This is a genomic window from Serratia sp. YC16, from assembly GCF_009707615.1.
GTDB lineage: Bacteria > Pseudomonadota > Gammaproteobacteria > Enterobacterales > Enterobacteriaceae > Serratia > Serratia surfactantfaciens.
Genome location: NZ_WLYN01000007.1, coordinates 39,317 through 63,009, shown reverse-complemented (window position 1 = coordinate 63,009; position 23,693 = coordinate 39,317). Strand labels below are relative to the sequence as shown.

At 61.5% G+C, this 23,693-nt stretch carries 23 protein-coding genes; 3 read left to right on the top strand and 20 right to left on the bottom strand.

All coding sequences use genetic code 11. The features are described from left to right. Positions 1–135: 135 nt before the first annotated feature. The 11 genes from sseB to trmJ form a co-directional block, all read right to left on the bottom strand. Positions 136–966 carry an enhanced serine sensitivity protein SseB gene (gene sseB, locus GKN89_RS18515; RefSeq protein ID WP_019452351.1) on the bottom strand — a complete coding sequence of 277 codons (831 nt, stop codon included), beginning with the start codon at positions 964–966 and terminating at the stop codon, positions 136–138. 89 nt (positions 967–1,055) lie between these two features. Continuing rightward, a complete protein-coding gene (gene pepB, locus GKN89_RS18510) occupies positions 1,056–2,351 on the bottom strand; it encodes an aminopeptidase PepB (protein WP_025159553.1) in 1,296 nt (431 codons plus the stop codon). 223 nt (positions 2,352–2,574) lie between these two features. Next, positions 2,575–2,775 carry a Fe-S cluster assembly protein IscX gene (gene iscX / locus GKN89_RS18505; RefSeq protein ID WP_006327336.1) on the bottom strand — a complete coding sequence of 67 codons (201 nt, stop codon included), beginning with the start codon at positions 2,773–2,775 and terminating at the stop codon, positions 2,575–2,577. Positions 2,776–2,807: 32 nt separating this feature from the next. Next, positions 2,808–3,143 carry an ISC system 2Fe-2S type ferredoxin gene (gene fdx, locus GKN89_RS18500; protein WP_004941417.1) on the bottom strand — a complete coding sequence of 112 codons (336 nt, stop codon included), beginning with the start codon at positions 3,141–3,143 and terminating at the stop codon, positions 2,808–2,810. A 2-nt stretch (positions 3,144–3,145) separates the two neighbouring features. Beyond that, a complete protein-coding gene (gene hscA / locus GKN89_RS18495; protein WP_154747520.1) occupies positions 3,146–4,996 on the bottom strand; it encodes a Fe-S protein assembly chaperone HscA in 1,851 nt (616 codons plus the stop codon). Positions 4,997–5,028: 32 nt separating this feature from the next. Then, positions 5,029–5,550 carry a co-chaperone HscB gene (hscB, locus tag GKN89_RS18490; protein ID WP_063919894.1) on the bottom strand — a complete coding sequence of 174 codons (522 nt, stop codon included), beginning with the start codon at positions 5,548–5,550 and terminating at the stop codon, positions 5,029–5,031. A 62-nt stretch (positions 5,551–5,612) separates the two neighbouring features. Then, the gene (gene iscA, locus GKN89_RS18485; RefSeq protein ID WP_004941410.1) at positions 5,613–5,936 is read right to left on the bottom strand and encodes an iron-sulfur cluster assembly protein IscA; all 324 of its coding nucleotides are present in this window, start codon (positions 5,934–5,936) and stop codon (positions 5,613–5,615) included. Positions 5,937–5,990: 54 nt separating this feature from the next. Next, positions 5,991–6,377, bottom strand: coding sequence for a Fe-S cluster assembly scaffold IscU (gene iscU, locus GKN89_RS18480; protein ID WP_004941408.1), 387 nt, complete (start codon positions 6,375–6,377; stop codon positions 5,991–5,993). Positions 6,378–6,401: 24 nt separating this feature from the next. Further along, positions 6,402–7,616, bottom strand: coding sequence for a cysteine desulfurase (iscS, locus tag GKN89_RS18475; RefSeq protein WP_042785213.1), 1,215 nt, complete (start codon positions 7,614–7,616; stop codon positions 6,402–6,404). Between the two features lie 54 nt (positions 7,617–7,670). Further along, complete coding sequence (gene iscR / locus GKN89_RS18470) at positions 7,671–8,165, bottom strand: Fe-S cluster assembly transcriptional regulator IscR (protein ID WP_025159551.1); 495 nt, start codon at positions 8,163–8,165, stop codon at positions 7,671–7,673. Between the two features lie 193 nt (positions 8,166–8,358). Continuing rightward, positions 8,359–9,093, bottom strand: coding sequence for a tRNA (cytosine(32)/uridine(32)-2'-O)-methyltransferase TrmJ (gene trmJ, locus GKN89_RS18465; protein WP_019452346.1), 735 nt, complete (start codon positions 9,091–9,093; stop codon positions 8,359–8,361). Positions 9,094–9,212: 119 nt separating this feature from the next. On the opposite strand from trmJ, the gene suhB reads away from it, so the two are divergent. Continuing rightward, positions 9,213–10,016 (top strand): inositol-1-monophosphatase, encoded by an 804-nt coding sequence (gene suhB, locus GKN89_RS18460; protein ID WP_004941400.1) that lies wholly within the window; start codon positions 9,213–9,215, stop codon positions 10,014–10,016. Positions 10,017–10,072: 56 nt separating this feature from the next. Here suhB and GKN89_RS18455 read toward each other — a convergent pair whose 3' ends face one another. Together GKN89_RS18455 and GKN89_RS18450 are read right to left on the bottom strand one after the other, a co-directional pair. Beyond that, complete coding sequence (locus tag GKN89_RS18455) at positions 10,073–11,095, bottom strand: nickel/cobalt transporter (RefSeq protein WP_154747519.1); 1,023 nt, start codon at positions 11,093–11,095, stop codon at positions 10,073–10,075. Next, on the bottom strand, positions 11,086–11,721 hold the full coding sequence (locus GKN89_RS18450; RefSeq protein WP_063919896.1) for a DUF1007 family protein: 636 nt from the start codon (positions 11,719–11,721) through the stop codon (positions 11,086–11,088). The genes GKN89_RS18455 and GKN89_RS18450 overlap by 10 nt, the downstream gene beginning before the upstream one ends. 181 nt (positions 11,722–11,902) lie before the next feature. Between GKN89_RS18450 and csiE the strand changes: the two genes are divergently transcribed. Continuing rightward, on the top strand, positions 11,903–13,168 hold the full coding sequence (gene csiE / locus GKN89_RS18445; protein ID WP_154747518.1) for a stationary phase inducible protein CsiE: 1,266 nt from the start codon (positions 11,903–11,905) through the stop codon (positions 13,166–13,168). A 6-nt stretch (positions 13,169–13,174) separates the two neighbouring features. On the opposite strand, the gene GKN89_RS18440 is transcribed toward csiE, so the two are convergent. Continuing rightward, the gene (locus tag GKN89_RS18440; RefSeq protein ID WP_019452342.1) at positions 13,175–14,320 is read right to left on the bottom strand and encodes a 3-phenylpropionate MFS transporter; all 1,146 of its coding nucleotides are present in this window, start codon (positions 14,318–14,320) and stop codon (positions 13,175–13,177) included. Between the two features lie 156 nt (positions 14,321–14,476). Beyond that, positions 14,477–15,730: a serine hydroxymethyltransferase gene (gene glyA, locus GKN89_RS18435; RefSeq protein WP_004941389.1), complete on the bottom strand. Its 1,254-nt coding sequence runs from the start codon at positions 15,728–15,730 to the stop codon at positions 14,477–14,479. A 357-nt stretch (positions 15,731–16,087) separates the two neighbouring features. Between glyA and hmpA the strand changes: the two genes are divergently transcribed. Beyond that, the gene (gene hmpA / locus GKN89_RS18430) at positions 16,088–17,278 is read left to right on the top strand and encodes an NO-inducible flavohemoprotein (RefSeq protein ID WP_154747517.1); all 1,191 of its coding nucleotides are present in this window, start codon (positions 16,088–16,090) and stop codon (positions 17,276–17,278) included. A gap of 37 nt (positions 17,279–17,315) precedes the next feature. Here the strand turns inward: hmpA and GKN89_RS18425 are convergent, their stop codons facing one another. The 5 genes from GKN89_RS18425 to GKN89_RS18405 form a co-directional block, all read right to left on the bottom strand. Continuing rightward, positions 17,316–18,500: a cytochrome c gene (locus GKN89_RS18425; RefSeq protein WP_154747516.1), complete on the bottom strand. Its 1,185-nt coding sequence runs from the start codon at positions 18,498–18,500 to the stop codon at positions 17,316–17,318. After that, positions 18,497–20,407, bottom strand: a complete 1,911-nt coding sequence (locus tag GKN89_RS18420; RefSeq protein ID WP_154747515.1) for an FAD/NAD(P)-binding protein — start codon at positions 20,405–20,407, stop codon at positions 18,497–18,499. The genes GKN89_RS18425 and GKN89_RS18420 overlap by 4 nt, the downstream gene beginning before the upstream one ends. Before the next feature lie 85 nt (positions 20,408–20,492). Next, positions 20,493–21,917 (bottom strand): aminobutyraldehyde dehydrogenase, encoded by a 1,425-nt coding sequence (gene patD / locus GKN89_RS18415; protein ID WP_015378788.1) that lies wholly within the window; start codon positions 21,915–21,917, stop codon positions 20,493–20,495. 35 nt (positions 21,918–21,952) lie between these two features. Continuing rightward, positions 21,953–22,759 (bottom strand): ABC transporter permease, encoded by an 807-nt coding sequence (locus GKN89_RS18410; protein ID WP_154747514.1) that lies wholly within the window; start codon positions 22,757–22,759, stop codon positions 21,953–21,955. Further along, complete coding sequence (locus GKN89_RS18405; RefSeq protein WP_019452337.1) at positions 22,749–23,693, bottom strand: ABC transporter permease; 945 nt, start codon at positions 23,691–23,693, stop codon at positions 22,749–22,751. The genes GKN89_RS18410 and GKN89_RS18405 overlap by 11 nt, the downstream gene beginning before the upstream one ends.

Here is a 23,693-nt window from a genome sequence, read left to right as displayed (position 1 = left end):
GGCCGGTCTGCAATGTTGCCGGCCTTCTCAAGTGGCGCAGATTATATGTGCGCCGTTAACGCTTGCCTACGGGAAAATCAACATTTCATTAAAAAAATATGATCTTCATTCGCCATTTTCGGCGGTGCGCCGACGTTATTGGGTCTTGTCGGTAGACGGGATCAAATTGCGCAGCCAACTGCCCCAGCGCCGCTGATAAAACGGCTGCGTATGGGAGATCAGGTAGTGGCTGATGCCTCGCTCTTTCTCCGACACCAGGCAGAAGTCCACCGGCTCGTCATTCGGCGCCGTTTCGCTGGCGACGCTGCCGGCCTCGTTGATCAACGCCTCGATCTCCGCCGGCTCGGCGTCCACTTCCAGCCCGATCAGCAAATTGGGTTTCTCGTCCGCCGCCTTGTCGTGCATCAGCGCCAGAAACGCGCGGCGCACCGGCTTGCGCTGGCTGAACAGCGTGGTCAGCGCATCCACCATCGCCGACGGATACTCTTCGGGCTGCCCCAGCAGGATTTGGGTCTCTTTATCGACGTAGTGCTCCACCGGTTTGACGACGCCGCCGGTCGCCAGCAGCATCGCCACCTCTTCCGGATAAAACTCTTTGCCGTATTCCGCCTTCGGGTTGAGGAACAGATCCGCGCCCTGGGTAATCTCGAACAGCACCCGCGCCGGCATGGCGATAAACGGCTGTTCGTCCTCAACCGCCTTCTGCAACGCATCCAGCGAAGTGAAGAACGGAATGATGCTGCCGCCGTCCTGCTTTTCCCAATGCTGGATATTGACCGGCGTATCCGCGTTCAGCGTGATGTCGCCATCCTGCTGCACCTGCTCGCTGTCGCCGAGGATCAGCACCGTGGCGTCGAGCAGTTCACGGAAGAACGCCGGGCGATGGGCCGGCTCCGTCACCGCCAGCTTCAGCAGGCGTTCAAGTTCGTTCTCGCTCGGGGCGGCATCGTGATGATGGGCACTCATGGCAAACTCCAGGGATCAAAGAGCGAGGCCCAGCATGCTGGGCCTCGAAGATAATGCGCATTCTAGCGCCCGACGTGGCGGGCATTCAATTATTTGGCTTTGCTCAGCAGCAGATTGGCCAGGGTGCGCACGCCCAGACCGGTCGCGCCGGCCGACCACTGCTCCACCGCGCCTTTGCGGTAGGTGGCTGAACAGTCGATGTGCAACCAGCCTTGCTGGTAGTTTTTAACGAAGTGCGACAGGAAGGCCGCCGCGGTGCTGGCGCCAGCGGTGTAGGCCGGGCCGGCCACGTTGTTCAGCTCGGCGAAGTTGGACGGCAGCTGGCTGCGGTGGAACTCGGCCAGCGGCAGGCGCCAGAACGGCTCTTGCTCGGCGGCGGCGCTGCTGAGCAGCTCTTGCGCCAGCGCGTCGTCAAAGCTGAACAGCGCATGGTAGTCGTTGCCTACCGCAGTTTTGGCCGCGCCGGTCAGGGTGGCGCAGTCGATAATCAGCTGCGGGTTCTGCTCAGAAGCGTCGATCAGGCCGTCGGCCAGCACCAGGCGCCCTTCCGCATCGGTGTTCATCACCTCAACGGTTTTGCCGTTGCGGTAGCGAATGATGTCGCCCAGTTTGAAGGCGTTGCCGCTGACCATGTTGTCGGCGCAGCACAGGTACAGCTTCACGCGCTGCTTCAGGCCGCGCGCCGCCGCCAGCGCCAGGGCGCCGGTGATGGTGGCCGCGCCGCCCATGTCAGCCTTCATCGAATCCATAAAGGCGCTTTGCTTCAGGCTGTAGCCGCCGGTGTCGAAGGTGATACCCTTGCCGACCAGGCACGCGAACACCGGCGCGTCCGGGTTGCCGGTCGGGTTGAAGTCGAGCGCCAGCAGTACCGGCGGGCGTTCGGAACCGCGGCCGACGGTGTGGATGCCGGCATAGTTCTGCTCACGCAGATCTTCGCCCTTGGTGATGCGATAGCTGACGGCATCGCAGCCGACGTCGCACATCAGATCGACGGCGCGGGTCGCCAGTTGCTCCGGCCCCAGCTCTTCCGCCGGCATGTTGATGGTGTCGCGCACCCAGTCAACGATCTTCAGGCGCTTATCCAGCTCCTGACGCGCGGCTTCCGGCAGCTCGGCCCATTCGACGTTGCGCTGCCCTTTCGGCCCGCGGTAGCCTTGCCAAAACGCCCAGCTGTTTTCCAAATCCCAACCGTCGCCGGCCAGCTTGACGTTTTTGATGCCCTGACCATCAATTTTGCGGCCTGCACGCTGGACAGCGCCCAGCTTGTCGGCGCCAGTCAGGTGGATGGTCATCCCTTCGCCGTTGGTGCTCAGCAGCGCTTTCTCGCCCCAGCGGGCGTCGGCAGGTTGTTGCGACAGCGTGACCTGCATGAATTCTGTTGTCATAGCCTTCTTACTCCGGATGTTCCCTTTATTATTTCATTAGGGCTTTATTGCATACCCTATGGATTTCAAATTGCAGCTAGGCGCCCAGCGATCTCATCCCCAGGAGCTTACTCAGGTAAGTGACTGGGGGGTGATCGTGCAGGTAACAACGCTGCGGTTTGAAAGACGACGGGTATGTCGGATACAAAATAAACGGGCCGCCCATGGCAGCCCGTTACGCTATTTACTCCGCTTCATCTAACCAGACCAGCAGGATCGCTTCCAGTATTTTTTCGTTGGAAGCCTGCGGATCGTCATCGAACTCTTCCAGATCGCAGATCCACTGATGCATGTCGGTAAAACGCACGGTTTTCGGATCGGTGTCCGGGTATTGGTCGTACAGGGCTTCGCCGATTTCACGGCTGTCGGTCCACTTCAGTCCCATTATGATCTCCTGGTTGGCGCCGCGGCTAACAATTAATGCTCACGCGCGTGGTTGACGGTGTAACGCGGCATTTCGACCACCAGATCTTCGTCGGCGACCAGCGCCTGGCAGCTCAGACGGCTTTCCGGCTCCAGCCCCCACGCTTTGTCCAGCATGTCGTCTTCCAGCTCGCTGCTCTCTTCCAGCGAATCGAAGCCTTCACGCACGATGCAGTGGCAGGTGGTGCAGGCGCAGGATTTCTCGCAGGCGTGCTCGATTTCAATGCCGTTGCGCAGCGCAACGTTGAGGATCGACTCCCCTTTTTCGGCTTCCAGAACCGCCCCTTCCGGGCAAAGATCTTGATGGGGCAGGAAAACAATTTTAGGCATGGTTAAACCTCATCCACAGAATGGCCAGCCAGCGCGCGGCGAATGGAAGCGTCCATGCGGCGCGCGGCAAAATCTTGCGTTTGTGCATCTAATGTTTTGATAGCGTCTTCGATAGCGGCAGGATCTTCACCCTGCGCCGCCTGCTGCAACGCCTGGGTCGCGGCGGCGATCGCCTGGCTTTCCGCCTCGCTCAGCAGCGCGGCGTCGGTGGCCAGCGCGCCCTGCAGGCTTTCCAGCACCCGCGCGGCTTCCACGCGTTGCTCCGCCAGCTTGCGTGCGCCCACGTCGCTTTGCGCGTTGGCCATCGAGTCTTTGATCATGCCGGCGATTTCGCTGTCCGACAGACCGTACGACGGCTTGACCTGGATCGAGGCTTCAACGCCGGTGGATTTCTCCATCGCGGTGACGCTCAGCAGGCCGTCCGCGTCCACCTGGAAGGTCACGCGAATGTGCGCGCCCCCGGCAGGCAGCGGCGGCAGGCCACGCAGCGTAAAGCGCGCCAGCGAACGGCAATCCTGCACCAGCTCGCGCTCGCCCTGCAGCACGTGGATCATCATCGCGCTCTGGCCGTCTTTAAAGGTGGTGAACTCCTGCGCGCGCGCCACCGGGATAGTGGTGTTGCGCGGGATCACTTTCTCCACCAGACCGCCCATGGTTTCGAGACCCAGCGACAGCGGGATCACGTCCAGCAGCAGCATGTCGCTGTCCGGCTTGTTGCCCACCAGGATGTCGGCCTGGATCGCGGCGCCGATGGCGACCACTTTATCCGGATCGATCGACGTCAGCGGCGTGCGGCCGAAGAAGGCCCCCACCTGCTCACGCACCAGCGGCACGCGGGTAGAACCGCCGACCATCACCGCTTCCAGCACCTCGTCGGCGGTGACGCCGGCGTCTTTCAGCGCGCGGCGGCAAGCCATCAGCGTGCGTTTCACCAGCGGGGCGATCAGCGCTTCAAACTGGGCGCGGGTCACCTCGCCCTGCCAGCCTGCCACCTCAACGCGCACGCTGTCGGCATCGCTCAACGCGATTTTGGCGGCGATGGCGGCATCCAGCAGTTGGCGCTGCACGCCGTGGTCGCTGCGATCGGCCACGCCGGCCTGCTCGCGCAGCCAGTCGGCCAACAGATGATCGAAGTCGTCGCCGCCCAGCGCGGAATCGCCGCCGGTCGCCAGCACTTCGAACACGCCGCGGCTGAGACGAAGAATAGAGATATCAAAGGTGCCGCCGCCCAGATCGTAAACCGCGATCACCCCTTCCTGGCCGGAATCCAGCCCATAGGCGATCGCCGCCGCGGTCGGTTCGTTCAGCAGGCGCAGGACGTGCAGGCCGGCCAGACGCGCCGCGTCTTTGGTACCCTGGCGCTGCGCGTCGTCGAAGTAGGCGGGAACGGTGATCACCACACCGTCCAGCTCCCCTTCCAGCGCCGCTTGCGCGCGCGCGGACAGGGCCCGCAGGATATCGGCGGAGACGCCGACCGGGTTAACCGGGCCGGCGGCAGTGACGATCAGCGGCAGGCCGTTGTCGCTGGCCTGGAATTGATACGGCAGGTTCGGGTAACGTTGCTGCACGTCCGCCAACGAGCGGCCCATCATGCGTTTGATGGAGCTGACGGTATTGGCCGGATCCTGCGCCGCCTGTTGGCGCGCCTCCCAGCCGACGCGCTGCGCGTCCGCCTGATAATGCACCACCGAAGGCAGCAAATGGCGCCCCTGTTCGTCGGCCAGCGTTTCCGCCTGCCCGCTGCGCACCGTGGCGACCAGCGAGTTGGTGGTGCCTAAGTCGATGCCGGCGGCCAAGCGTCGCTGGTGCGGCGCGGCGCTGAGGCCAGGCTCACTAATTTGTAATAAGGCCATGTTGAAGCTTCCACAATCAGAATCAGAAGGTGTTACTCAAAACCCAGCAGTTTTTCTTCGAGTTGTTCAACCTGTTGCTGGAGTTTGTCCAAAAAGCGCAGCTTGCGCACGGTGTCAGCGGCGGCCGCCCACTGCTCGCTATCCAACTGCTGCAGCATCAGCGCGCTGCGCTGTTTGACCGAGGCTGCCAGCCGCGCGCCGAAATCGGCCAGCAGGCTTTCCGCCTCCGGCTTGCGCTCAATGGCGTCGAGCTCTTCGCGCAGTTCCAGCTGTTCCATCAGAAACGCGGTGTCGCGCATCGTATGCTGTTCGTTGCCCAGATCGAAGCCGTGCAAAGATAGCATATACTCCGCGCGTTTTAACGGGTGCTTCAGCGCCTGGTAGGCTTCGTTGATGGTCGCCGCCTGCTGCAACGCCATCAGGCGTTCGCGCTCCGGCTGGTTGGCGAAACGATCGGGGTGGAATTGGCGCTGCAGATCCTGGAAGCGGGACGCAAGCAGGCTGCCGTCCACGGTATAGCGAACTGGCAGCCCGAATAAAGTAAAGTAATCCATAGCGTGCTCTGGGCGTTAGCGGATGAAGTTCCCCCGCCGAGGCGGGGGAGCACGATGGACTGTCAGACGTTGAAACTCTCGCCGCAGCCGCATTCGCTTGAGACGTTCGGGTTGTTGAACTTGAAGCCTTCGTTCAGGCCTTCCTTAACGAAATCAAGCTCGGTGCCGTCAAGGTAGACCAGGCTCTTGCCGTCGATGATCACCTTGATGCCTTTGTCTTCAAACACGATGTCGTCATCGTTGGCTTCGTCAACAAATTCCAGCACGTACGCCATCCCGGAGCAGCCGGAAGTTCGCACTCCCAGACGCAGGCCGAGACCTTTGCCGCGGTTCGTCAAAAACGCCTGAACACGCTGCGCAGCGCTGTCGCTCATGGTAATAGACATCACAACCTCACACTTCACATCAAAGCCCGGCGCGGCCGGGCCGACTCAGACAAATTACTTGGCGCTATGCTTGCTCTTATAGTCGGCAATCGCTGCTTTGATGGCGTCTTCAGCCAGGATCGAGCAGTGAATTTTGACCGGCGGCAATTCCAGCTCTTCGGCGATCTGGGTGTTTTTGATCGCTTCAGCCTGATCCAACGACTTGCCTTTCATCCATTCGGTCACCAGCGAGCTGGAGGCGATGGCGGAACCGCAGCCGTAAGTTTTAAAGCGCGCGTCTTCGATGATGCCTTCATCGTTAACCTTGATCTGCAGCTTCATGACGTCGCCGCAAGCCGGCGCCCCTACCATGCCGCTGCCGACGGTAGGATCTTCGTTGTCGAAAGAACCCACGTTGCGCGGGTTTTCATAATGATCGATTACTTTTTCGCTGTAAGCCATGACCTTGCTCCTGAAACCTGAGAATTAATGATGCGCCCATTCGATGCTGTTGATATCCACGCCCTGCTTGAACATCTCCCACAGCGGGGACAGATCGCGCAGACGGCCGATGGATTTACGCACCAGTTGAATGGTGTAGTCGATCTCTTCTTCCGTGGTGAAACGCCCCAGGGAGAAACGGATCGAGCTGTGCGCCAATTCATCGCTCATGCCCAGCGCGCGCAGCACGTAGGACGGCTCGAGGCTGGCGGAGGTACAGGCTGAACCGGAAGAAACGGCCAGGTCTTTCAGCGCCATGATCAGCGACTCGCCTTCAACATAGTTGAAGCTGACGTTCAGGATGTTCGGTGCGCCGTGCTCCAGATCGCCGTTCAGATACACTTCTTCCATATCTTTCACGCCGTTCCACAGACGATCGCGCAGGGTGCGCAGACGTGCCATCTCTTCGGTCATCTCTTCTTTGGCGATGCGGTAAGCTTCGCCCATGCCGACGATCTGGTGAACAGGCAGGGTGCCGGAACGCATGCCGCGCTCGTGACCACCGCCGTGCACCTGCGCTTCGATGCGGATACGCGGCTTGCGGCGCACGTACAGCGCGCCGATGCCTTTCGGGCCATAGATTTTGTGGCCGGAGAACGACATCAGGTCGACTTTCAGCTTGCTCAGATCGATAGGCAGTTTGCCCACGCTCTGGGTAGCGTCAACGTGGTAGATGATACCGCGCACGCGGCACATTTCGCCGATCGCTTCGATGTCCTGCACCACGCCGATCTCGTTGTTGACGTGCATGATGGAGACCAGGATGGTGTCATCGCGCATCGCCGCTTCGAGATCCTGCAGGCTGATGATGCCGTTGCTCTGCGGCGCCAGGTAGGTCACTTCGAACCCTTCGCGCTCCAGCTGACGGCAGGTGTCCAGCACGGCTTTGTGTTCGGTTTTGCTGGTGATGATGTGCTTGCCTTTTTTCTGGTAGAAATTGGCAGCGCCTTTGATCGCCAGGTTGTCGGATTCGGTCGCCCCGGAGGTGAAGACGATTTCGCGCGGGTCTGCGCCCACCAGTTCGGCGATTTGGTTACGGGCGATGTCTACCGCCTCTTCCGCCTGCCAACCGAAACGGTGGGAACGGGAAGCCGGGTTGCCGAAAGTGCCGTCCAGGGTCAAAAACTGCATCATCTTCTCAGCAACGCGCGGGTCGACCGGCGTCGTTGCTGAGTAATCCAGATAAATCGGTAATTTCATTGCTCTTGTGCTCCGTACATCACTTCCAAAAACTAAAATAATTTCGCCAGCTGCTTATGCGCGCAGATTAACGTTGATAGTTTCTTGCGGACGACCGTTGGCCGTGCGGCGCGTATCGTTGTTTTGACGATCTGCCACCATCAGCACTTCCTGGTTGTTGACCAGTTCAGCCAGCGTAATGTTGTTCAGGAACCCGCTGATGCGCTCGCTCAGATCGCGCCACAGGGCGTGGGTCAAGCAGCGATCGCCGCCCTGGCAGCCTTCTTTGCCCTGGCAACGGGTTGCATCTACCGATTCATCGACAGCAGTGATGACAGCGCCAACGGCGATCTCACCCGCGTCTTTACCCAGCAGATAACCACCGCCCGGACCGCGCACGCTGGCCACCAGGCCATTCTTGCGCAGACGGGAGAATAATTGTTCCAGATAAGAGAGCGAAATACCCTGGCGTTCGGAAATGTCCGCCAGTGGCACCGGCCCTTCCTGGGAATGCAGCGCTACGTCGAGCATAGCGGTTACGGCATAACGGCCTTTGGATGTCAGTCTCATAGCTCAATGGTTACCTGTTGGTCAAATATGGCCGAAAGTCTGACATTCCTGAGTAAATCAGTCAACTATTTAACCTAGTAATTAACTCAAGTATTAGCACGTTTTGTACTTAGCAAGAACAAAGGTATATAAAATACATGTTATAACCTTTGGATAACTAATACTATTGTCGCCCACCGTTACGCCGCATCAATTAATTACCTTGATGTTTGTCCTGTTTCTCGATCGACGTCAGCATGCCGCGCAGGATATTTAGCTCCTGCCCTTCCGGGCGCGCGCGGGTGAACAGCCGACGCAGGCGGTTCATCACCTGGCCCGGATGGGACGGGCGAATAAAGCCGGTGCGCTGCAGCGTCTGCTCCAGGTGCTGATAGAAGCGCTCGAGGTCATCCACCAGCGGATACGGCGTCTCTTCCAGCTGCGGCGCGCCCGCCTGTTGGCGATCGAGGTAAGCCACGCGCACTTCGTACGCCAGGATCTGCACCGCCATCGCCAGGTTCAGCGAGCTGTAGTCCGGGTTGGCCGGAATGGCGACGTGGTAGTGGCACTTCTGCAATTCATCGTTGGTCAGCCCGACGCGTTCACGGCCGAACACCAGCGCCACCGGCGCGTGCTCGCCTTCGTGCACCGAACGCACGCCGCATTCACGCGGCTCCAGCATCGGCCACGGCAAGGTGCGGGAGCGCGCGCTGGTACCCACCACCAGGCTGCAGCCGGCGATGGCGTCATCGAGGGTATCGACGATAGTGGCGTTGCCGATCACGTCGCTGGCACCGGCGGCCAGGGCGATGGCCTGAGAATCGGGTTTGATCAGCGGATTAACCAGATAAAGGTTGGTTAAACCCATGGTTTTCATGGCTCTGGCGGTCGAGCCCATGTTGCCGGTATGTGAAGTCTCTACCAGAACAATGCGGATATTGTGCAGCATACAAACTCTGAGCGTGGCGGAAAATCGCAGCATCTTAACACAGCCGTAGGCAATTTGCCGAACAGCTGCTATACTTCGCGCCGTTTCCTGTTCTTTAACATCCTAGTTGGAAGATACCCATGCATCCGATGCTGACTATCGCCGTGCGCGCTGCGCGCAAGGCCGGTAACCTGATTGCCAAAAACTACGAAACCCCTGACGCTGTAGAAGCGAGCCAGAAAGGGACCAACGACTTCGTCACCAACGTCGATCGCGATGCAGAGCATCTGATCATCGACGTCATCCGCAAGTCTTATCCGCAACACAGCATCGTGAGCGAAGAGCGCGGCGAACTGATCGGCGAAGATCGCGATGTGCAATGGGTGATCGATCCACTGGATGGCACTGCAAACTTCATCAAACGCTTCCCTCATTTCTCCGTTTCCATCGCCGTACGCATCAAAGGCCGTACTGAAGTGGCCGTGGTTTACGATCCGATGCGCAACGAACTGTTCACCGCCACTCGCGGCCAGGGCGCACAGCTCAACGGTTACCGCCTGCGCGGCACCAACGCCAAAGATCTGGATGGCACCATCCTGGCGACCGGCTTCCCGTTCAAAGTCAAACAGCACGCTACGCCTTACATCAACATCGTCGGCAAACTGTTCACCCAGTGTGCGGACTTCCGCCGCACCGGTTCCGCCGCGCTGGATCTGGCCTATGTGGCCGCCGGCCGCGTAGACGGTTTCTTCGAAATCGGCCTGAAGCCGTGGGACTTCGCTGCGGGCGAGCTGCTGGTGCGTGAAGCCGGCGGCCTGGTGACCGACTTCGTCGGCGGCCACAACCACTTCAGCTCCGGCAACGTGGTAGCGGGCAACCCGCGCGTGGTGAAAGCCATGTTGGCCACCATGCGTGAAGAACTGAGCGAAGCGCTGAAGCGTTAATCGCCAGAAGCGAATCGAAAAAAAGCGCTGCCGATGCAGCGCTTTTTTTATGCCCGTTAGCGAGAGAAGGGGCGGATGCCGCCGCCGAATTCCGGCTGCGCGCTGACGTACAGCAGCAGCCCAGCGGCCAGCAGGATCAGGCCACCGGCCAGCGCCAGCGAGCCCCAGGCTACCGCGCTCCAGGCGGCGGGCGCGCGCGAACGGCTGAGGCGCACCGCCAGCCGGCGGCTGTAATGCACCAGCAGCGCCAGCATGGAAATGGTCAAGGATGTGCCGAATGCCATCGCCAGCGCGGAAAGCACGCCCCAGCCGAACACGCCGATCACCTTGGAGAACAGCAGTACCAAAATCGCCCCCGAGCAGGGGCGCATGCCCATCGCCAGCACGATGGCGGTTCGGGTGCGCCAGTCGCTCCCCGCCTGTAGCTCGCTGTCGCTCGGCAGATGCCGGTGCCCGCAGCCGCAGTCGGCGCTGTGCACATGATCCGCCGCCAGCGGCGTCAGGCTGTTGATGCGCAGCGCCGGCGCCGGGCGCATCGCTTTGATCGCCGCAAACAGACGTTTCAGCGCGCGCCAACTCAGCAGCGCGCCAAGCAGCATCACCAGAATAAAACTGCCCTTCTCCAGCCAAAAGCTGCTTTGGTGCAGCTGGCGCGAAGAGAGCTGCAACACCACCAACATCAACGTCACCAGCGCGATCGCCACCAGCCCCTGCACCAGTGACGCGGCGAAGGTCAGCTTCAGGCTGCTTTTCAGCCGCGCCGGGTGGGTGGCCAGATAGGTGGCGATCACCACTTTACCGTGGCCGGGCCCAAGCGCATGCAAAACGCCATAACCGAGGCTGAACAGCATCAGCGCCAGCCCGGCCTGCTGCGGCGCGGCCTTCACCTGCTGCAACAGCCCCGCCATCTGTTGATGCAGCGCTTTTTGCCATACCACGCTCTGCATCAGCAGCTGCGGCCAGTAGTGCCACGCCAGCAGCGCGGCGGCCATCAGCGCCAGCGTGAACGGCAGCAGCGGCCACAGGCCAAAGGCCCAGTGGCGTCGGCTTGTCGTCGGCGGAGAGAAATTTAGCGACATTGCAGCGTCACCCGCTGGGCAAACTGTTGCCCCAGCGCCAGGTCTTCGCCGGGCGAGTCGTTCTTGTCGAGCGACAGCGCATAGGCCTGCAGCGACGCATTCGGCTTCGGCGTCATCAGCTTGTAACTGCACTGCTGCGCCATCTCCGGCGGCAGATGCAGCGCATTTTGGTCTTTATAGGTCATATCCACGAAATAAGTCGGATCGTAAGTAGAAAGTTGAAACGGCTTGCCCGCCAACGGCTGCGGCTCGGCCAACGGCATCACGAACTCCAACACCGCCTGGTTGCCCTGGCGCGACAGGTGATATTCGCTGGGCAAGTTCAGGTATTTCACCGGCTTGCCGTCACGATAAAGATCGGTGAAATAGTGCTGCCCCAGCACGTTGGCCATCACTTCCGCCGCCAGCTTTTTCCACACTTCCGAATCGCTCTTGGCGTTTTTCGCATCGTAGAGCAGATCCGCCGAGGTGATTTCATCCATCACCCACACCATTTTCAGGCCGACCAGCCGCTGGTCTTTGGCGACGAAGGTGGTGTTCATGTCGATAAAGCTGTGCGGATGAGCGGCCGCTCCAGCGCTGAACACGGCGCCGAGGGCAGCCAAAAGACGACGTAACTTCATCATTATCCTGTCTTACCTGCATTTGTTATAACGTAACACAAATAACTACCGAACGGTCTGCCGCTCCCGGCAATATTTGTGACGAAAGTTGTAAGCCGAAGTAAAAGCCGCGCTGTCATCCTGACGTTACAAAGCCTTTTGCTATGCTTAGGCATAATCGCAACCTTATATGCCGGAAGGTGATATGAGCCTGGACACCTCTCCCGTGCCTGAGCTCTCCGGACAACAACGGCGCTGTCATCTGCTGCTGATGCTGTACACGCCGGAGCCCGAGTTACAGCTGGAGACCTTAAGCCGAATCAATGGCGTCGCCCCCCCGATAACCCGGCAAGATATAGCCGAGGTGGCCAGTGAAATCCAGCGTTTCCACCATCTGGAGATCGCCGTCGATCCCGACCATGGCTACCAACTGCGGGGCAGCGCGCTCGACCAACGCCTGTGCCTGATCCATTGGCTGCGGCGGGCCCTGCGCTGCAGCCCGCAGTTCGTCGAAAGCGACTTCGCCCCGCGCCTGCGGCTGGCGCTGGCGGCCGATGCCGGGTCGGCGTCGCAGCTGGCTCAAGCGATAGACGCCTGCGAGCCGCTGCTCAACCGCCACTTCGACGCGCGCGACCGCCAATTTCTGCAGCATTACCTGCTCTACTGCGCCTGGCAAAACCGCCTGCAGCGCCATCCGCGTTTCGACGCCGTTCAACGCGACTGGCTGCGGCAAAAGCCGGAGCAGCAAGCCGCCGCCTGGCTACATCAGGCCTGCAACCGGCTGTTTAACCAGCCGCCGCACGCGGACGAGCGCGATTTTCTGGCGCTGACCTTCACCATGTTGAAAAATCACAGCTACCACAGCGATGACTCGGCGCAAGAACAGCGGCTGATGGCGGCGATCGACAGCATGGTCGTGCGTTTCCAGCAGCTTTCCGGCATGGCTTTCAGCAGCAAAGCGGAGCTGGTCAGCCAGCTGTTCGCCCACCTGGCGCCGGCGCTGGAGCGCTGCCGTTTCGCCATCGGCATCGACAATATGCTGCTGGAAGAAGTGGTGCGTAAATACCCGCGGCTGATGCGCACCACGCAGGATGCGCTGAAGCCGCTGGAACAGGAGTACGGCGTGCAGTTTTCCAACGAGGAAGCGGGCCTGGTGGCCATCAGCTTCGGTGCCTGGCTGATGCAGGACAACGCACTACAGGAAAAACAGGTGCTGCTGCTGACGCTGGATAACCCGCAGTTGGAAGAGGAAGTGGAATATCAGCTCCGCGAGCTCACGCTACTGCCGCTGAACATCAAGTATCTGCCGCTGGGCGACTACCTGCGCGGCGGAGCGCCGCAGGGCGTCACGCTGGTGATCACCCCTTATGCGGCGGTGCACAGCGCTCCGCACCCGCCGCTGATCTACACCGAGCTGCCGCTGGAAAGCCGGCAGCGCGAGGCCATCCGCGCGCTGCTGGAAGCCCCTTAATCAACATCAACGGCTGACGCTGACCGCCGGTGGCCGGATGAACAAGGCCGGCGCTGCGACCGCCGCCATCACCCAGAATACCCCGCCCTGCCAATGTTCGAACAGGAACCCGGCGATCACCGTCATGACGGCGATACCGCCGCCCATCGCCAACGCCGAATACACCGCCTGCAGCCGGATCACCTCCTGCCCCTGACGCGCAGCGATAAAGCGCATCGCCGCCAGGTGGCACACGGTAAAGGTGCCGCAGTGCAAGATCTGAATCAGCAGCAACCAGCCCAGTTCGGTACTGTAGGCCATCAGGCTCCAGCGCAACACGCCGCAGCAGGCGGAGAGCAACAGCAGGTTGCGCGCATTCCAGCGGCGGAACAGCACGTTGCTGCTGGCGAAAATAATCACCTCCGCCACCACGCCCAGCGACCACAGGTAGCCTATGGTCGAGGCCGAATAACCGGCCTCCTGCCAGTAAATGGAGCCAAAGCTGTAGTAGCCGGCATGCGCCCCCTGCAGCAACGTGACGCACAGCAGGAAGCGCCAGACCGGCCCTTCTTTCAGCAGCGCCCACAGCGAACGCTCGTCCCCGCTGTGCGTGCGCGCTTCACCCTGCGGCATAACGTTCGGCTTCAACAGCATGCCCAGCAGCATCGCCAGCACGCTGAGGATCAGGCTGTAGAGAATGGCGTTATGGCCCCACACCGCCACCAGTTGCCCGGTCAGCGCCGAGCCGATGACGAATGCCAGCGACCCCCACAGCCGCACCCGGCCGTAGTCCATGCGGATTTGCTTCTGCCAGGTAGCGGCCAGGGCGTCGGTCAGCGGCACCAGCGGCGAAAAGAACAGGTTGAAACCGGCGATCACCAGCATCAGCCACCCCCAGCCGTTGCCGAAGCAGAAACCGACCGCGAAGGCCAACGTCAACAGGGCCAACAGGCGCAGGGCGGAGACCAGATGAGAGGGATCTTTAACGCGGGGAGCAATCAGCAAGCTACCGAGGAAGCGGGCCACCAGACCGGCGCCGAGTAAAATGCCGATGGTTTCGGGCGCGATGCCCTCGCCTTTCAGCCACACGCCCCAGAACGGTAAGAAGATGCCATAGGAAAAGAAGTAGGTGAAATAACTGAGAGCGAGCCAACGCGTTGATTGCAGAACCATGATCCCTCCGGTGTGAGGGCGATACTTTGACAGAGCTCACACCGCCCGGCAATCTTCATTCCACTTCAATGCATTAGAGTGCCAAACAGTTCACAGTTTGCCGCAAGCGGCCATAAAAAAACCCGCCGCAGCGGGTTTTGTCAGGCGAAAGCGGGATTAGGCGTAAACCGGCAGGCGGGCGCAGATATCCAGCACTTTCTTCTTGGTGCGTTCGATGGTGGCTTCATCGTTGATGTTGTCCAGCACATCGCAGATCCAACCGGCCAGCTCGCGCACGTCGGCTTCTTTGAAGCCGCGACGAGTCACGGCCGGGGTGCCGATACGCACGCCGGAGGTGACGAACGGGCTCTTCGGATCGTTCGGCACGCTGTTTTTGTTGACGGTGATGTTGGCGCGGCCCAGGGCGGCGTCAGCTTCTTTACCGGTCAGGTTTTTGTCGACCAGATCCAGCAGGAACAGGTGGTTATGGGTGCCGCCGGAGACCACTTTGTAGCCGCGCTGCAGGAACACTTCCACCATCGCCTTGGCGTTGACCGCCACTTGCTGCTGGTAAACCTTGAACTCAGGCTCCATCGCTTCTTTCAGCGCCACCGCCTTGCCGGCGATCACGTGCATCAGCGGGCCGCCCTGGCCGCCAGGGAACACGGCAGAGTTCAGCTTCTTGTACAGCTCTTCGTCGCCGCCCTTCGCCAGGATCAGACCGCCGCGCGGACCCGCCAGGGTTTTGTGGGTGGTGGTAGTGACGATGTGCGCGTGCGGCACCGGGTTCGGGTACACGCCGGCGGCGATCAGACCCGCTACGTGCGCCATGTCGACGAACAGGTAAGCGCCGATGCTGTCGGCGATTTCGCGCATTTTGGCCCAGTCAACCACGCCGGAGTAAGCGGAGAAGCCGCCGATGATCATTTTCGGCTTGTGGGTCTGCGCCTGTTTGGCCAGATCGTCATAGTCGATTTGACCTTTGTCGTCGATGCCGTAAGGCACCACGTTATACAGCTTGCCGGACAGGTTGACCGGGGAACCGTGGGTCAGGTGACCGCCGTGCGCCAGGTTCATGCCCAGAATGGTGTCGCCCGGCTGCAGCAGCGCGGTGTACACGGCGAAGTTAGCCTGGGAGCCTGAGTGCGGCTGCACGTTGGCGTAATCGGCGCCGAACAATTCTTTGGCGCGATCGATAGCCAGCTGTTCAACGATATCCACGTATTCGCAGCCGCCGTAGTAACGCTTGCCCGGATAGCCTTCAGCGTATTTGTTGGTCAGCTGGGAACCCTGAGCCTGCATCACGCGCGGGCTGGTGTAGTTCTCAGACGCGATCAGCTCGATGTGCTCTTCCTGACGCACCACTTCCTGCTCCATGGCGCGCCACAGTTCAGCATCGTAATCGGCAATGTTCATTTCACGCTTTAACATCCGGCATCTCCTGACTTAAATCAGCTAACTAAAAAATCACCAAATAACTACCCGTTTGGGTTCTGGGCCACAGTGTAAACCGTTTCCCCCCACCGAAGATAGGTCTTGACAGAGGTTTTTACGCAAACGATTGGCATAAGGCAGCGCAAGGCTTTGATCCGCGAAATGTCCCCGTTTATCAACGGACATTTCCTCATGCGAACAATGCGCTTTTTTCATGTTCTGTGAACACGATCGACGCCTGAAGAACACCGCAACGAAAACAAGGGCATTTACAAGAGACGCGGAACCCAATAAGATGCATTTAAAATACATCATTAAAATTCTCGTCAAGAGCCCAACCCAAGGAGCGCTCCCATGCTGGATAGCCAAACCATCGCCACCGTGAAATCCACCATTCCCCTGCTGGCTGCAACCGGGCCGAAGCTGACCGCCCACTTTTACGATCGCATGTTCGCGCACAACCCGGAATTGAAAGACATTTTCAACATGAGCAATCAGCGCAACGGCGATCAGCGTCAGGCGCTGTTCGACGCCATCTGCGCCTATGCCGCCAACATCGAGAACCTGGCGGCGCTGCTGCCGGCGGTGGAGCGCATCGCGCAGAAGCACACCAGCTTCAATATTCAGCCGGAGCAGTACAACATCGTCGGCGGCCACCTGCTGGCAACGCTGGACGAGATGTTCAGCCCGGGTCAGGAAGTGCTGGACGCCTGGGGCAAAGCCTACGGCGTGCTGGCCAACGTGTTTATTCAGCGTGAAGAGCAGATTTATCAGCAGAGCGAAACCGATAACGGCGGCTGGCGCGATCTGCGCGCATTCCGCATCCTGAAGAAACAGCCGCAGAGCGACGTGATCTGCAGCTTCGTGCTGGCGCCGGTGGACGGCGGCCGGGTGGCGGACTTCAAACCGGGGCAGTATCTGGCGGTCTACATCAAGCACGACAGCCTGGAGCATCAGGAAATTCGCCAGTACTCGCTGACCACCTCGCCGAACGGCGAGTTCTACCGCATCGCGGTAAAGCGTGAAGATCAGGGTAAAGTGTCCAACTACCTGCATCAGCAGGCGCAGGAAGGCGACGTGATCTACATCGCCCCGCCGCACGGCGACTTCTTCCTCGACGTGGCGCCGACTACGCCGGTGGCGCTGATCTCCGCCGGCGTCGGCCAAACCCCGATGCTCGGCATGCTCAACACCCTGCACGACAACCAGCATCAGGCGCAGGTCCACTGGCTGCACGCGGCGGAAAACGGCGACGTGCACGCCTTTGCCGATGAAGTGGCGGATATTGCCGGGCGCATGCCGAATCTGAACCGCCATGTGTGGTACCGCGAGCCGAGCGCCGATGACGTGGAAGGCCGCGATTACCACAGCCGCGGATTGATGAATTTGAGCGCGCTGCGGGGCAGCCTGGCCGATCCGCAGATGCACTATTACTTCTGCGGCCCGGTAGCCTTCATGCAGTTCGTGGGCAAACAGCTGCTGGAGATGGGCGTAGAGGTCGAACGCATCCACTACGAATGCTTCGGCCCGCATAAGGTGCTGTAATGCTTGCGGAGCGCGGCCGTCAGACCGCGCTCCCCCTTCATTTCGCCTGCAGTTTGCGCGCGTCCTGCACCTGCTGTACCGTCACCGGCGCCGCCTGGTTGCCCCAGCTTCCCCGCAGATAGCTCATCAGATCGGCCGCTTGCCGATCGTTCAACGCCCAGCCGTAAGCCGGCATGTCGAACGCCATCGCCTGTTGCGTGGTCGGCGTATGCGCCCCTTCCAGCACCACCCGCAGCGCGGTCAGCGGATTGTCCGCCGTCACCGTGGCGTTGCCCGCCAGCGCCGGAATGGCGAAGTCGGTGCCCTCGCCCTGGTTGCCGTGGCAGGTCGAGCAGTACATCGCATAGGTCGCCTTGCCGCCCGGATTATCCGCCTGTGCAGCAGATGAGGCAGGTTTGGCGGCGCTTTCCGGCGCCAGGCTGCGCAGGTACACCGCGATGGCGTTCAGATCGCCGTCGCTGAGGTACTGCGTACTGTGGGTCACCACCTCGCTCATCGGCCCGGCGACCGCCGCATGGCGGCTGCGGCCGGTTTTCAGCAGCGCCGTCACCTCTTCCGGCGGCATGCCGCGCAGATTGGAAGCGTACCAGCCGTCGAGTTCGGCGCCGCTCAGGAACACCGTTTCCTTGCCATCCAGCCCCTTCTCCTGCATCGCCCAGCCGCGCGGCGTGTGGCAGCTGCCGCAGTGGCCGGCACCCTGCACCAAGTAGGCGCCGCGGTTCCACTCGGCGCTCTGCTGCGGATCCGCCTGATACGGCTGGTCGTCGTGGAACAGCTGGTTCCACACCGCCAGCGGCCAGCGCATCGACAGCGGCCAGCTGATGTCGCTGGCGCGGTTGGCGACGTTCTGCGCCGGCACCTCGTTCATCAGATAGTCATACAGCGCACGCATGTCTTCCGCGCTCATTTTGGCGTACGAGGTGTACGGCATCGCCGGGTAGAGCCGGTGACCGTCTTTGGCCACCCCCTGGCGCATGGCGCGATCGAATTCCTCGAACGAATAGGCGCCGATGCCGTGCAGCTTGTCCGGCGTGATGTTGGTGGCGTAGATGGCCCCGAGCGGCGTCGGGAATTTCATGCCGCCCGCCAATTCAGCGCCGCCCGGCGCGGTGTGGCAGGCGGTACAATCACCGGCTTTGGCGACGTATTCCCCGGCCGACATCGCCTGGGCCGAACCGCCGGCCGCCAGCAGGCTCAACAGGTACAGCGAACGCAGACTCATGCTCCCTCCTTGGCGGCAACCTTGCCGTAGGCCAGTTCGTTAACCGCGCGCCACGCCTGATCGATCGCCGAGTTGGCGTACGGGCTCCAGTCAGCATCGGAGTTGGCGATAACGATCTTGCCGATCGGCTGCCGCGCCGTTTCGATGATTTTCTTGGCTTCTTCTTCGTCGTCAAACAGCCCGTTGAGGAAGTAGGAGTAACCGTGCGACCAGCGGTTGACGGTGATCGCCTGAATATCGCGCTGATGATCGAAACCGGCCTCGCCCAGCATGCCCTGCAGCTGTTCGCGGATCATCTGCTCGTGTACCTCAAACGGCGTGCCCAGCAGCAGCGCGCGCCCTTTGCGCGACTGCTCACGCGGGCTGAGGCCGCTGCCCGGCAGCGTCGGTACATACACCATATGCAGGCCGATTGGCCGATCCGGATCGCGCGGATGCTGATAGCCGCCCATGCTCACCGGATAATCCAGCTTCACGCGGCTGTACGGTGCAGCCGGCGAGTAGATCTCGTGCACGCCCAGCTTGATGAACGGCTGCCAGTTGCGGATCACCACCTTGCTGTACACCAGCGGCGACTTGACGTTCTGCTTCAACGCCTCCTGCTGCTCGTGCGACATCTCCGGCACCAGATACGGGATCATCATGTTGTAGCCGGCCATCACCACCTGGCCCGCGCGCACCTTGGTCATCTTCTCGCCGGTCATATAGGTGACTTCCACCTTGTCGCCGACGTTGGCCGCGTGCAGCCCGGTGCTGTTCAAACGCAGCTTCACCGGCGACTCCGGCCGATCGAGCTGGCTGTAGTCGAATTTGGCCAGCACCACGTCGTCCATGTCCTTGCCGGCCGGCGCCACCGCCGGGATCAGCTTGCGCACCATCAGGCGCGCCAGCGTGGCGTTGCCGTCCGGGAAATGGAACACATAAGGATCGTCGAGATCCGCCTGCGACTCTTCGTCCAGCGGCGGCAGATTCATGCCGCCGAGGCCCGGCAGATCGCAGATGCGCGCATCGCTGCACGAGGTGCCGTCGATGCCCACCGCCTGGAAATCGTTGGTGGTCTGCTGGAAGTAGCGGATCGCCAGCTCGCTCAGCCCAACCTTCTCACGCAGGAACTGGGTGTAGCTGTGGGTGTCGAGCCATTCGACCTTCTGCTCCAGCGTCATCTCCGGCAGATAATCTTTCTCCACCGTATGCAGCGCGATCAGCGCCTGGCGGTCGCTTTCCGGCAGCGGGAAATCGCCGATGAACTCTGCGTAAGGCCGCCCGTTGAGGCGATCGCGCGGAATGTCGTCCGCCACCGTGCGGCCCGGATCGCCGCTCACCACCTTATCGATGCCGAAGTTTTTGCGATCGAAATAAACGCCGCGGCTCAGGTTCAGATCCGGATAGAAATTGGTGTCAAAAGCCTGCTCCAACCGATCGATATCGACGCCGATCTTGCGCAGCAGCCCCATCGCCACCGGGCTGAAGTTGGAACGCGGCGACTGCAGCGATTCGCTGCCGCCGTAGCCGAGCAACATGCCGTCGTCGCTGTTGAATTCGTTGCGCTTGGCGTGGCCGCCGAAGTCGTCATGGTTGTCGATCAGCAGAATGCGCTGCTGCTCGCCCTTCAGCTGCTGCCAGAAACAGGCGGCCGCCAGGCCGCTGATGCCGGCGCCCACCACCACCAGATCGAACTCTTCAACGGCGGGCACGCTGCCGAAGTCAAAGGCTTTTCCGTCGCGCCCCAGTTGATGCGCATGCTCGAACGAGCCCGGATGGTTGCCCCGTAGCCCGGTCAGCGCCGGCGGGTAGTACAGGGTTTGATTGGCGGTTTGCGGTGACGCGCGCAGGATTTGCAGCGGCGTCAACCCGGCGGCGATGGTGATCGCCACCCCGTTGAGAAAATCGCGTCGGGTGATACCCATATAGGCTTCCTTTCAATTTTTATTATCATCGGCCGGCCGGGGCCGGCCCAAAGGCCGCGCTATTGTGCGGATAATTATTGTAAAATCAATGTTTGAACATCACATGACGAATGGCCGTGTAATCCTCCAGCCCGTACATCGACATATCCTTGCCGTAACCGGACAGTTTCTGGCCGCCGTGCGGCATCTCGCTCACCAGCATGAAGTGGGTGTTCACCCAGGTGCAGCCGTATTGCAGGCGGGCACTTAAGCGATGCGCGCGGCCCACGTCGCGGGTCCACACGGACGAGGCCAATCCGTAGTTGGATTCGTTCGCCCAAGCCAGCACCTGCTCTTCGTCGTCGAACGGCGTCACCGTCACCACCGGGCCGAACACTTCGCGCTGCACGATCTCATCTTCCTGGCGCGCGCCAGCCAGCAGCGTCGGCTGGAAATAGTAGCCCGGCCCCTTCACCTTCTCGCCGCCGGTCACTACCTGTACGTGCGGCAACGCTTTGGCTCGCTCGACGAAACCGGCGACCCGTTCCAGATGCTGGGCGGTAATCAACGGCCCCAGTTCGGTGCTCTCATCGTCCGGCGCGCCGATCTTCAGGCTGGCCACCGCCTCGCCCAGCCGCTTCACCAGCTCGGGATAAATGCTTTTCTGCGCGTAGATGCGGCAGGCGGCGGTGCAATCCTGGCCGGCGTTGTAAAAACCAAAGCCGCGAATGCCGTCCACCACCTGTTGCAAATCGGCGTCGTCGAACACCAGCACCGGCGCCTTGCCGCCCAGCTCCATATGGGTGCGTTTAATGCCGGCGGCGGTGTGGGCGATGATGTGCTCGCCGGTGGCGATCGACCCGGTCAGCGACACCATGCGCACCTTGTCATGCCCGGTCAGCCGATCGCCGACGCTGGCGCCGCGGCCGAACAGCACGTTGAGCACGCCCGGCGGGAACAACCCGGCGGCCAGTTCGGCCAGTTTGAAGGTGGTCAGCGGCGTCTGCTCCGAAGGCTTGATCACCACGCAGTTGCCCGCCGCCAACGCTGGCGCCAGTTTCCAGGCCGCCATCATCAGCGGGTAGTTCCACGGCGCGATCGAGGCCACCACGCCGAGCGGATCGCGGCGGATCATCGAGGTGTGCCCGGCCAGATACTCGCCGGCCGCCATGCCGGTCAGGCAGCGGCTGGCACCGGCGAAGAAGCGAAACACGTCGGCCACCGCCGGCAGCTCGTCGTTCAGCACGCAGTGATAAGGCTTGCCGCAGTTGAGCGACTCCAGCCTGGCGAAGGTCTCGGCATGCTCGTCGATCAGATCCGCCAGCTTGAGCAGATGCTCGGCGCGCTCTTTCGGCGTGGTTTGCCCCCAGGCGGCGAACGCGGCGTCTGCCGCCAGCACCGCGCGATCGACCTGCTCCGGGCTGGCCTCCGCCACCTGCGCGATCACTTCGCCGGTCGCCGGGTTATACACCGGCTGGGTCGCGCCCTGGCCATTCACCAGTTGGCCGTCAATCAACAGTTGGCTTTGCATAGGGTTATCCTTTTATCAGAGGTCGGGTAAGGAAATTATTTGCCGCTGCCGGCGACGCTTTCCCCACCTTTGGTCAGGTAGTAAGCGCCGAGGATCGGCAGCATGGTCAACAGCATCACCGACAGCGCCACCACGTTGGTGATCGGCACGTCGCGCGGGCGACCGAGCTGGTTCAACAGCCACAGCGGCAGCGTGCGCTCGTGGCCGGCGGTAAAGGTGGTCACGATGATTTCATCGAACGACAGCGCGAATGCCAGCATGCCGCCGGCCAGCAGCGCCGAGCCGAGGTTCGGCAGGATCACATAGCGGAAGGTTTGCCACCCGTCGGCGCCGAGGTCCATCGAAGCCTCGATCAGGCTGTATGAGGTGCGGCGGAACCGGGCGATGACGTTGTTGAACACGATCACCACGCAGAAAGTCGCATGGCCGACGACGATGGTCAGGATGCCCGGCTCGATGTTCAGCGCCTTGAACGCCGCCAGCAGCGCCAGGCCGGTGACAATCCCCGGCAGCGCGATCGGCAGCAGCAGCAGCAGCGAAATGCTGTCCTTGCCGAAGAAATCGCGCCGATAGAGCGCCGCCGCAGCCAGGGTGCCGAGCACCAGCGCGACGGCGGTCGCCAGGCAGGCGATCTGCGCCGACAGCAGCACCGCATCGATGATGTCCTGCCGTCCGGCGGCGACGTTAAACCAATGCAGCGTGAAGCCCTTCGGCGGGAAGCTGAAGGCTGCGTCCTCGGTGTTGAAGGCGTAGATGGCGATGATCGCCAACGGGAAATGCAGGAAGACAAGTCCGCCCCAGGCGGCCAGCTTCAGCCCTAAGGGCGCGCGTTCAGAGTGCATCGAAGGCCCCCAGACGTTTGACGATGGAAAGGTAGATGGCGATCAGGACGATCGGCACCAGCGTAAAGGCCGCGGCCATCGGCATATTGCCGATCGCGCCCTGCTGGGCGTACACCATGCTGCCGATGAAATAGCCCGGCGGCCCCACCAGCTGCGGCACGATAAAGTCGCCCAGCGTCAGCGAGAAGGTGAAGATCGACCCGGCGGCGATGCCCGGTACCGCCAGCGGCAAAATGACGTGACGGAAGGTCTGTGCCGGCCGGGCGCCCAAATCCGCCGAGGCATGCAGCAGCGAGGGCGGCAGGCGCTCCAGCGCCGCCTGGATCGGCAGGATCATGAACGGCAGCCAGATATAGACGAACACCAGAAAACGCCCCAGGCCCGAGGTCGACAGCGTGTTGCCGCCGACGCCGGGCACCGTCAGCAGCGAAGCCAACAGCGGCTCCAGCCCCAGGTGCTGCAGGAACCACTGCGCCACGCCGTCTTTCGCCAACAGCAGAGTCCAGGCATAGGCTTTGACGATATAGCTGGCCCACATCGGCATCATCACCGCGATGTAAAAGAACGCTTTGACGCGGCCGCTGGTGTAGCGCGCCATGTAATAGGCGATCGGGAACGCCAGTGCCGCGCTGGCCAGCGACACCAGCACCGCCATGGTCAGCGTGCGCAGGATGATGTCGTAGTTGGCCGGGTTGAACAGCGCCGCCAGGTTGGCGAAAGTCAGATCCGGCGTCACCGCCATGGTGAAATCGTCGAAGGTGTAAAAACCCTGCCACAGCAGCGTCAGCAGCGAACCGAGGTACACCGCGCCAAACCACAGCAGCGGCGGCACCAGCAACAGCAGCAGGTACAACGTCGGCCGGCGATAAAGCCAGGTCGACAGCGCGCGCACGCTACCGCCGCGCGCCGAGGGGGAATCGATGCTCATGTCCAT

Coding starts and splice junctions, on each gene's coding strand:
- iscR (WP_025159551.1), bottom strand. CDS start 8,165: ATGAGACTGACATCCAAAGGCCGTTATGCCGTAACCGCTATGCTCGAC.
- GKN89_RS18420 (WP_154747515.1), bottom strand. CDS start 20,407: ATGGGTATCACCCGACGCGATTTTCTCAACGGGGTGGCGATCACCATC.
- iscS (WP_042785213.1), bottom strand. CDS start 7,616: ATGAAATTACCGATTTATCTGGATTACTCAGCAACGACGCCGGTCGAC.
- suhB (WP_004941400.1), top strand. CDS start 9,213: ATGCATCCGATGCTGACTATCGCCGTGCGCGCTGCGCGCAAGGCCGGT.
- trmJ (WP_019452346.1), bottom strand. CDS start 9,093: ATGCTGCACAATATCCGCATTGTTCTGGTAGAGACTTCACATACCGGC.
- iscU (WP_004941408.1), bottom strand. CDS start 6,377: ATGGCTTACAGCGAAAAAGTAATCGATCATTATGAAAACCCGCGCAAC.
- GKN89_RS18425 (WP_154747516.1), bottom strand. CDS start 18,500: ATGAGTCTGCGTTCGCTGTACCTGTTGAGCCTGCTGGCGGCCGGCGGT.
- hscA (WP_154747520.1), bottom strand. CDS start 4,996: ATGGCCTTATTACAAATTAGTGAGCCTGGCCTCAGCGCCGCGCCGCAC.
- hscB (WP_063919894.1), bottom strand. CDS start 5,550: ATGGATTACTTTACTTTATTCGGGCTGCCAGTTCGCTATACCGTGGAC.
- iscA (WP_004941410.1), bottom strand. CDS start 5,936: ATGTCTATTACCATGAGCGACAGCGCTGCGCAGCGTGTTCAGGCGTTT.
- GKN89_RS18410 (WP_154747514.1), bottom strand. CDS start 22,759: ATGCACTCTGAACGCGCGCCCTTAGGGCTGAAGCTGGCCGCCTGGGGC.
- fdx (WP_004941417.1), bottom strand. CDS start 3,143: ATGCCTAAAATTGTTTTCCTGCCCCATCAAGATCTTTGCCCGGAAGGG.
- GKN89_RS18450 (WP_063919896.1), bottom strand. CDS start 11,721: ATGATGAAGTTACGTCGTCTTTTGGCTGCCCTCGGCGCCGTGTTCAGC.
- GKN89_RS18405 (WP_019452337.1), bottom strand. CDS start 23,693: ATGGACATGAGCATCGATTCCCCCTCGGCGCGCGGCGGTAGCGTGCGC.
- iscX (WP_006327336.1), bottom strand. CDS start 2,775: ATGGGACTGAAGTGGACCGACAGCCGTGAAATCGGCGAAGCCCTGTAC.
- csiE (WP_154747518.1), top strand. CDS start 11,903: ATGAGCCTGGACACCTCTCCCGTGCCTGAGCTCTCCGGACAACAACGG.
- patD (WP_015378788.1), bottom strand. CDS start 21,917: ATGCAAAGCCAACTGTTGATTGACGGCCAACTGGTGAATGGCCAGGGC.
- pepB (WP_025159553.1), bottom strand. CDS start 2,351: ATGACAACAGAATTCATGCAGGTCACGCTGTCGCAACAACCTGCCGAC.
- glyA (WP_004941389.1), bottom strand. CDS start 15,730: ATGTTAAAGCGTGAAATGAACATTGCCGATTACGATGCTGAACTGTGG.
- sseB (WP_019452351.1), bottom strand. CDS start 966: ATGAGTGCCCATCATCACGATGCCGCCCCGAGCGAGAACGAACTTGAA.
- GKN89_RS18455 (WP_154747519.1), bottom strand. CDS start 11,095: ATGTCGCTAAATTTCTCTCCGCCGACGACAAGCCGACGCCACTGGGCC.
- hmpA (WP_154747517.1), top strand. CDS start 16,088: ATGCTGGATAGCCAAACCATCGCCACCGTGAAATCCACCATTCCCCTG.
- GKN89_RS18440 (WP_019452342.1), bottom strand. CDS start 14,320: ATGGTTCTGCAATCAACGCGTTGGCTCGCTCTCAGTTATTTCACCTAC.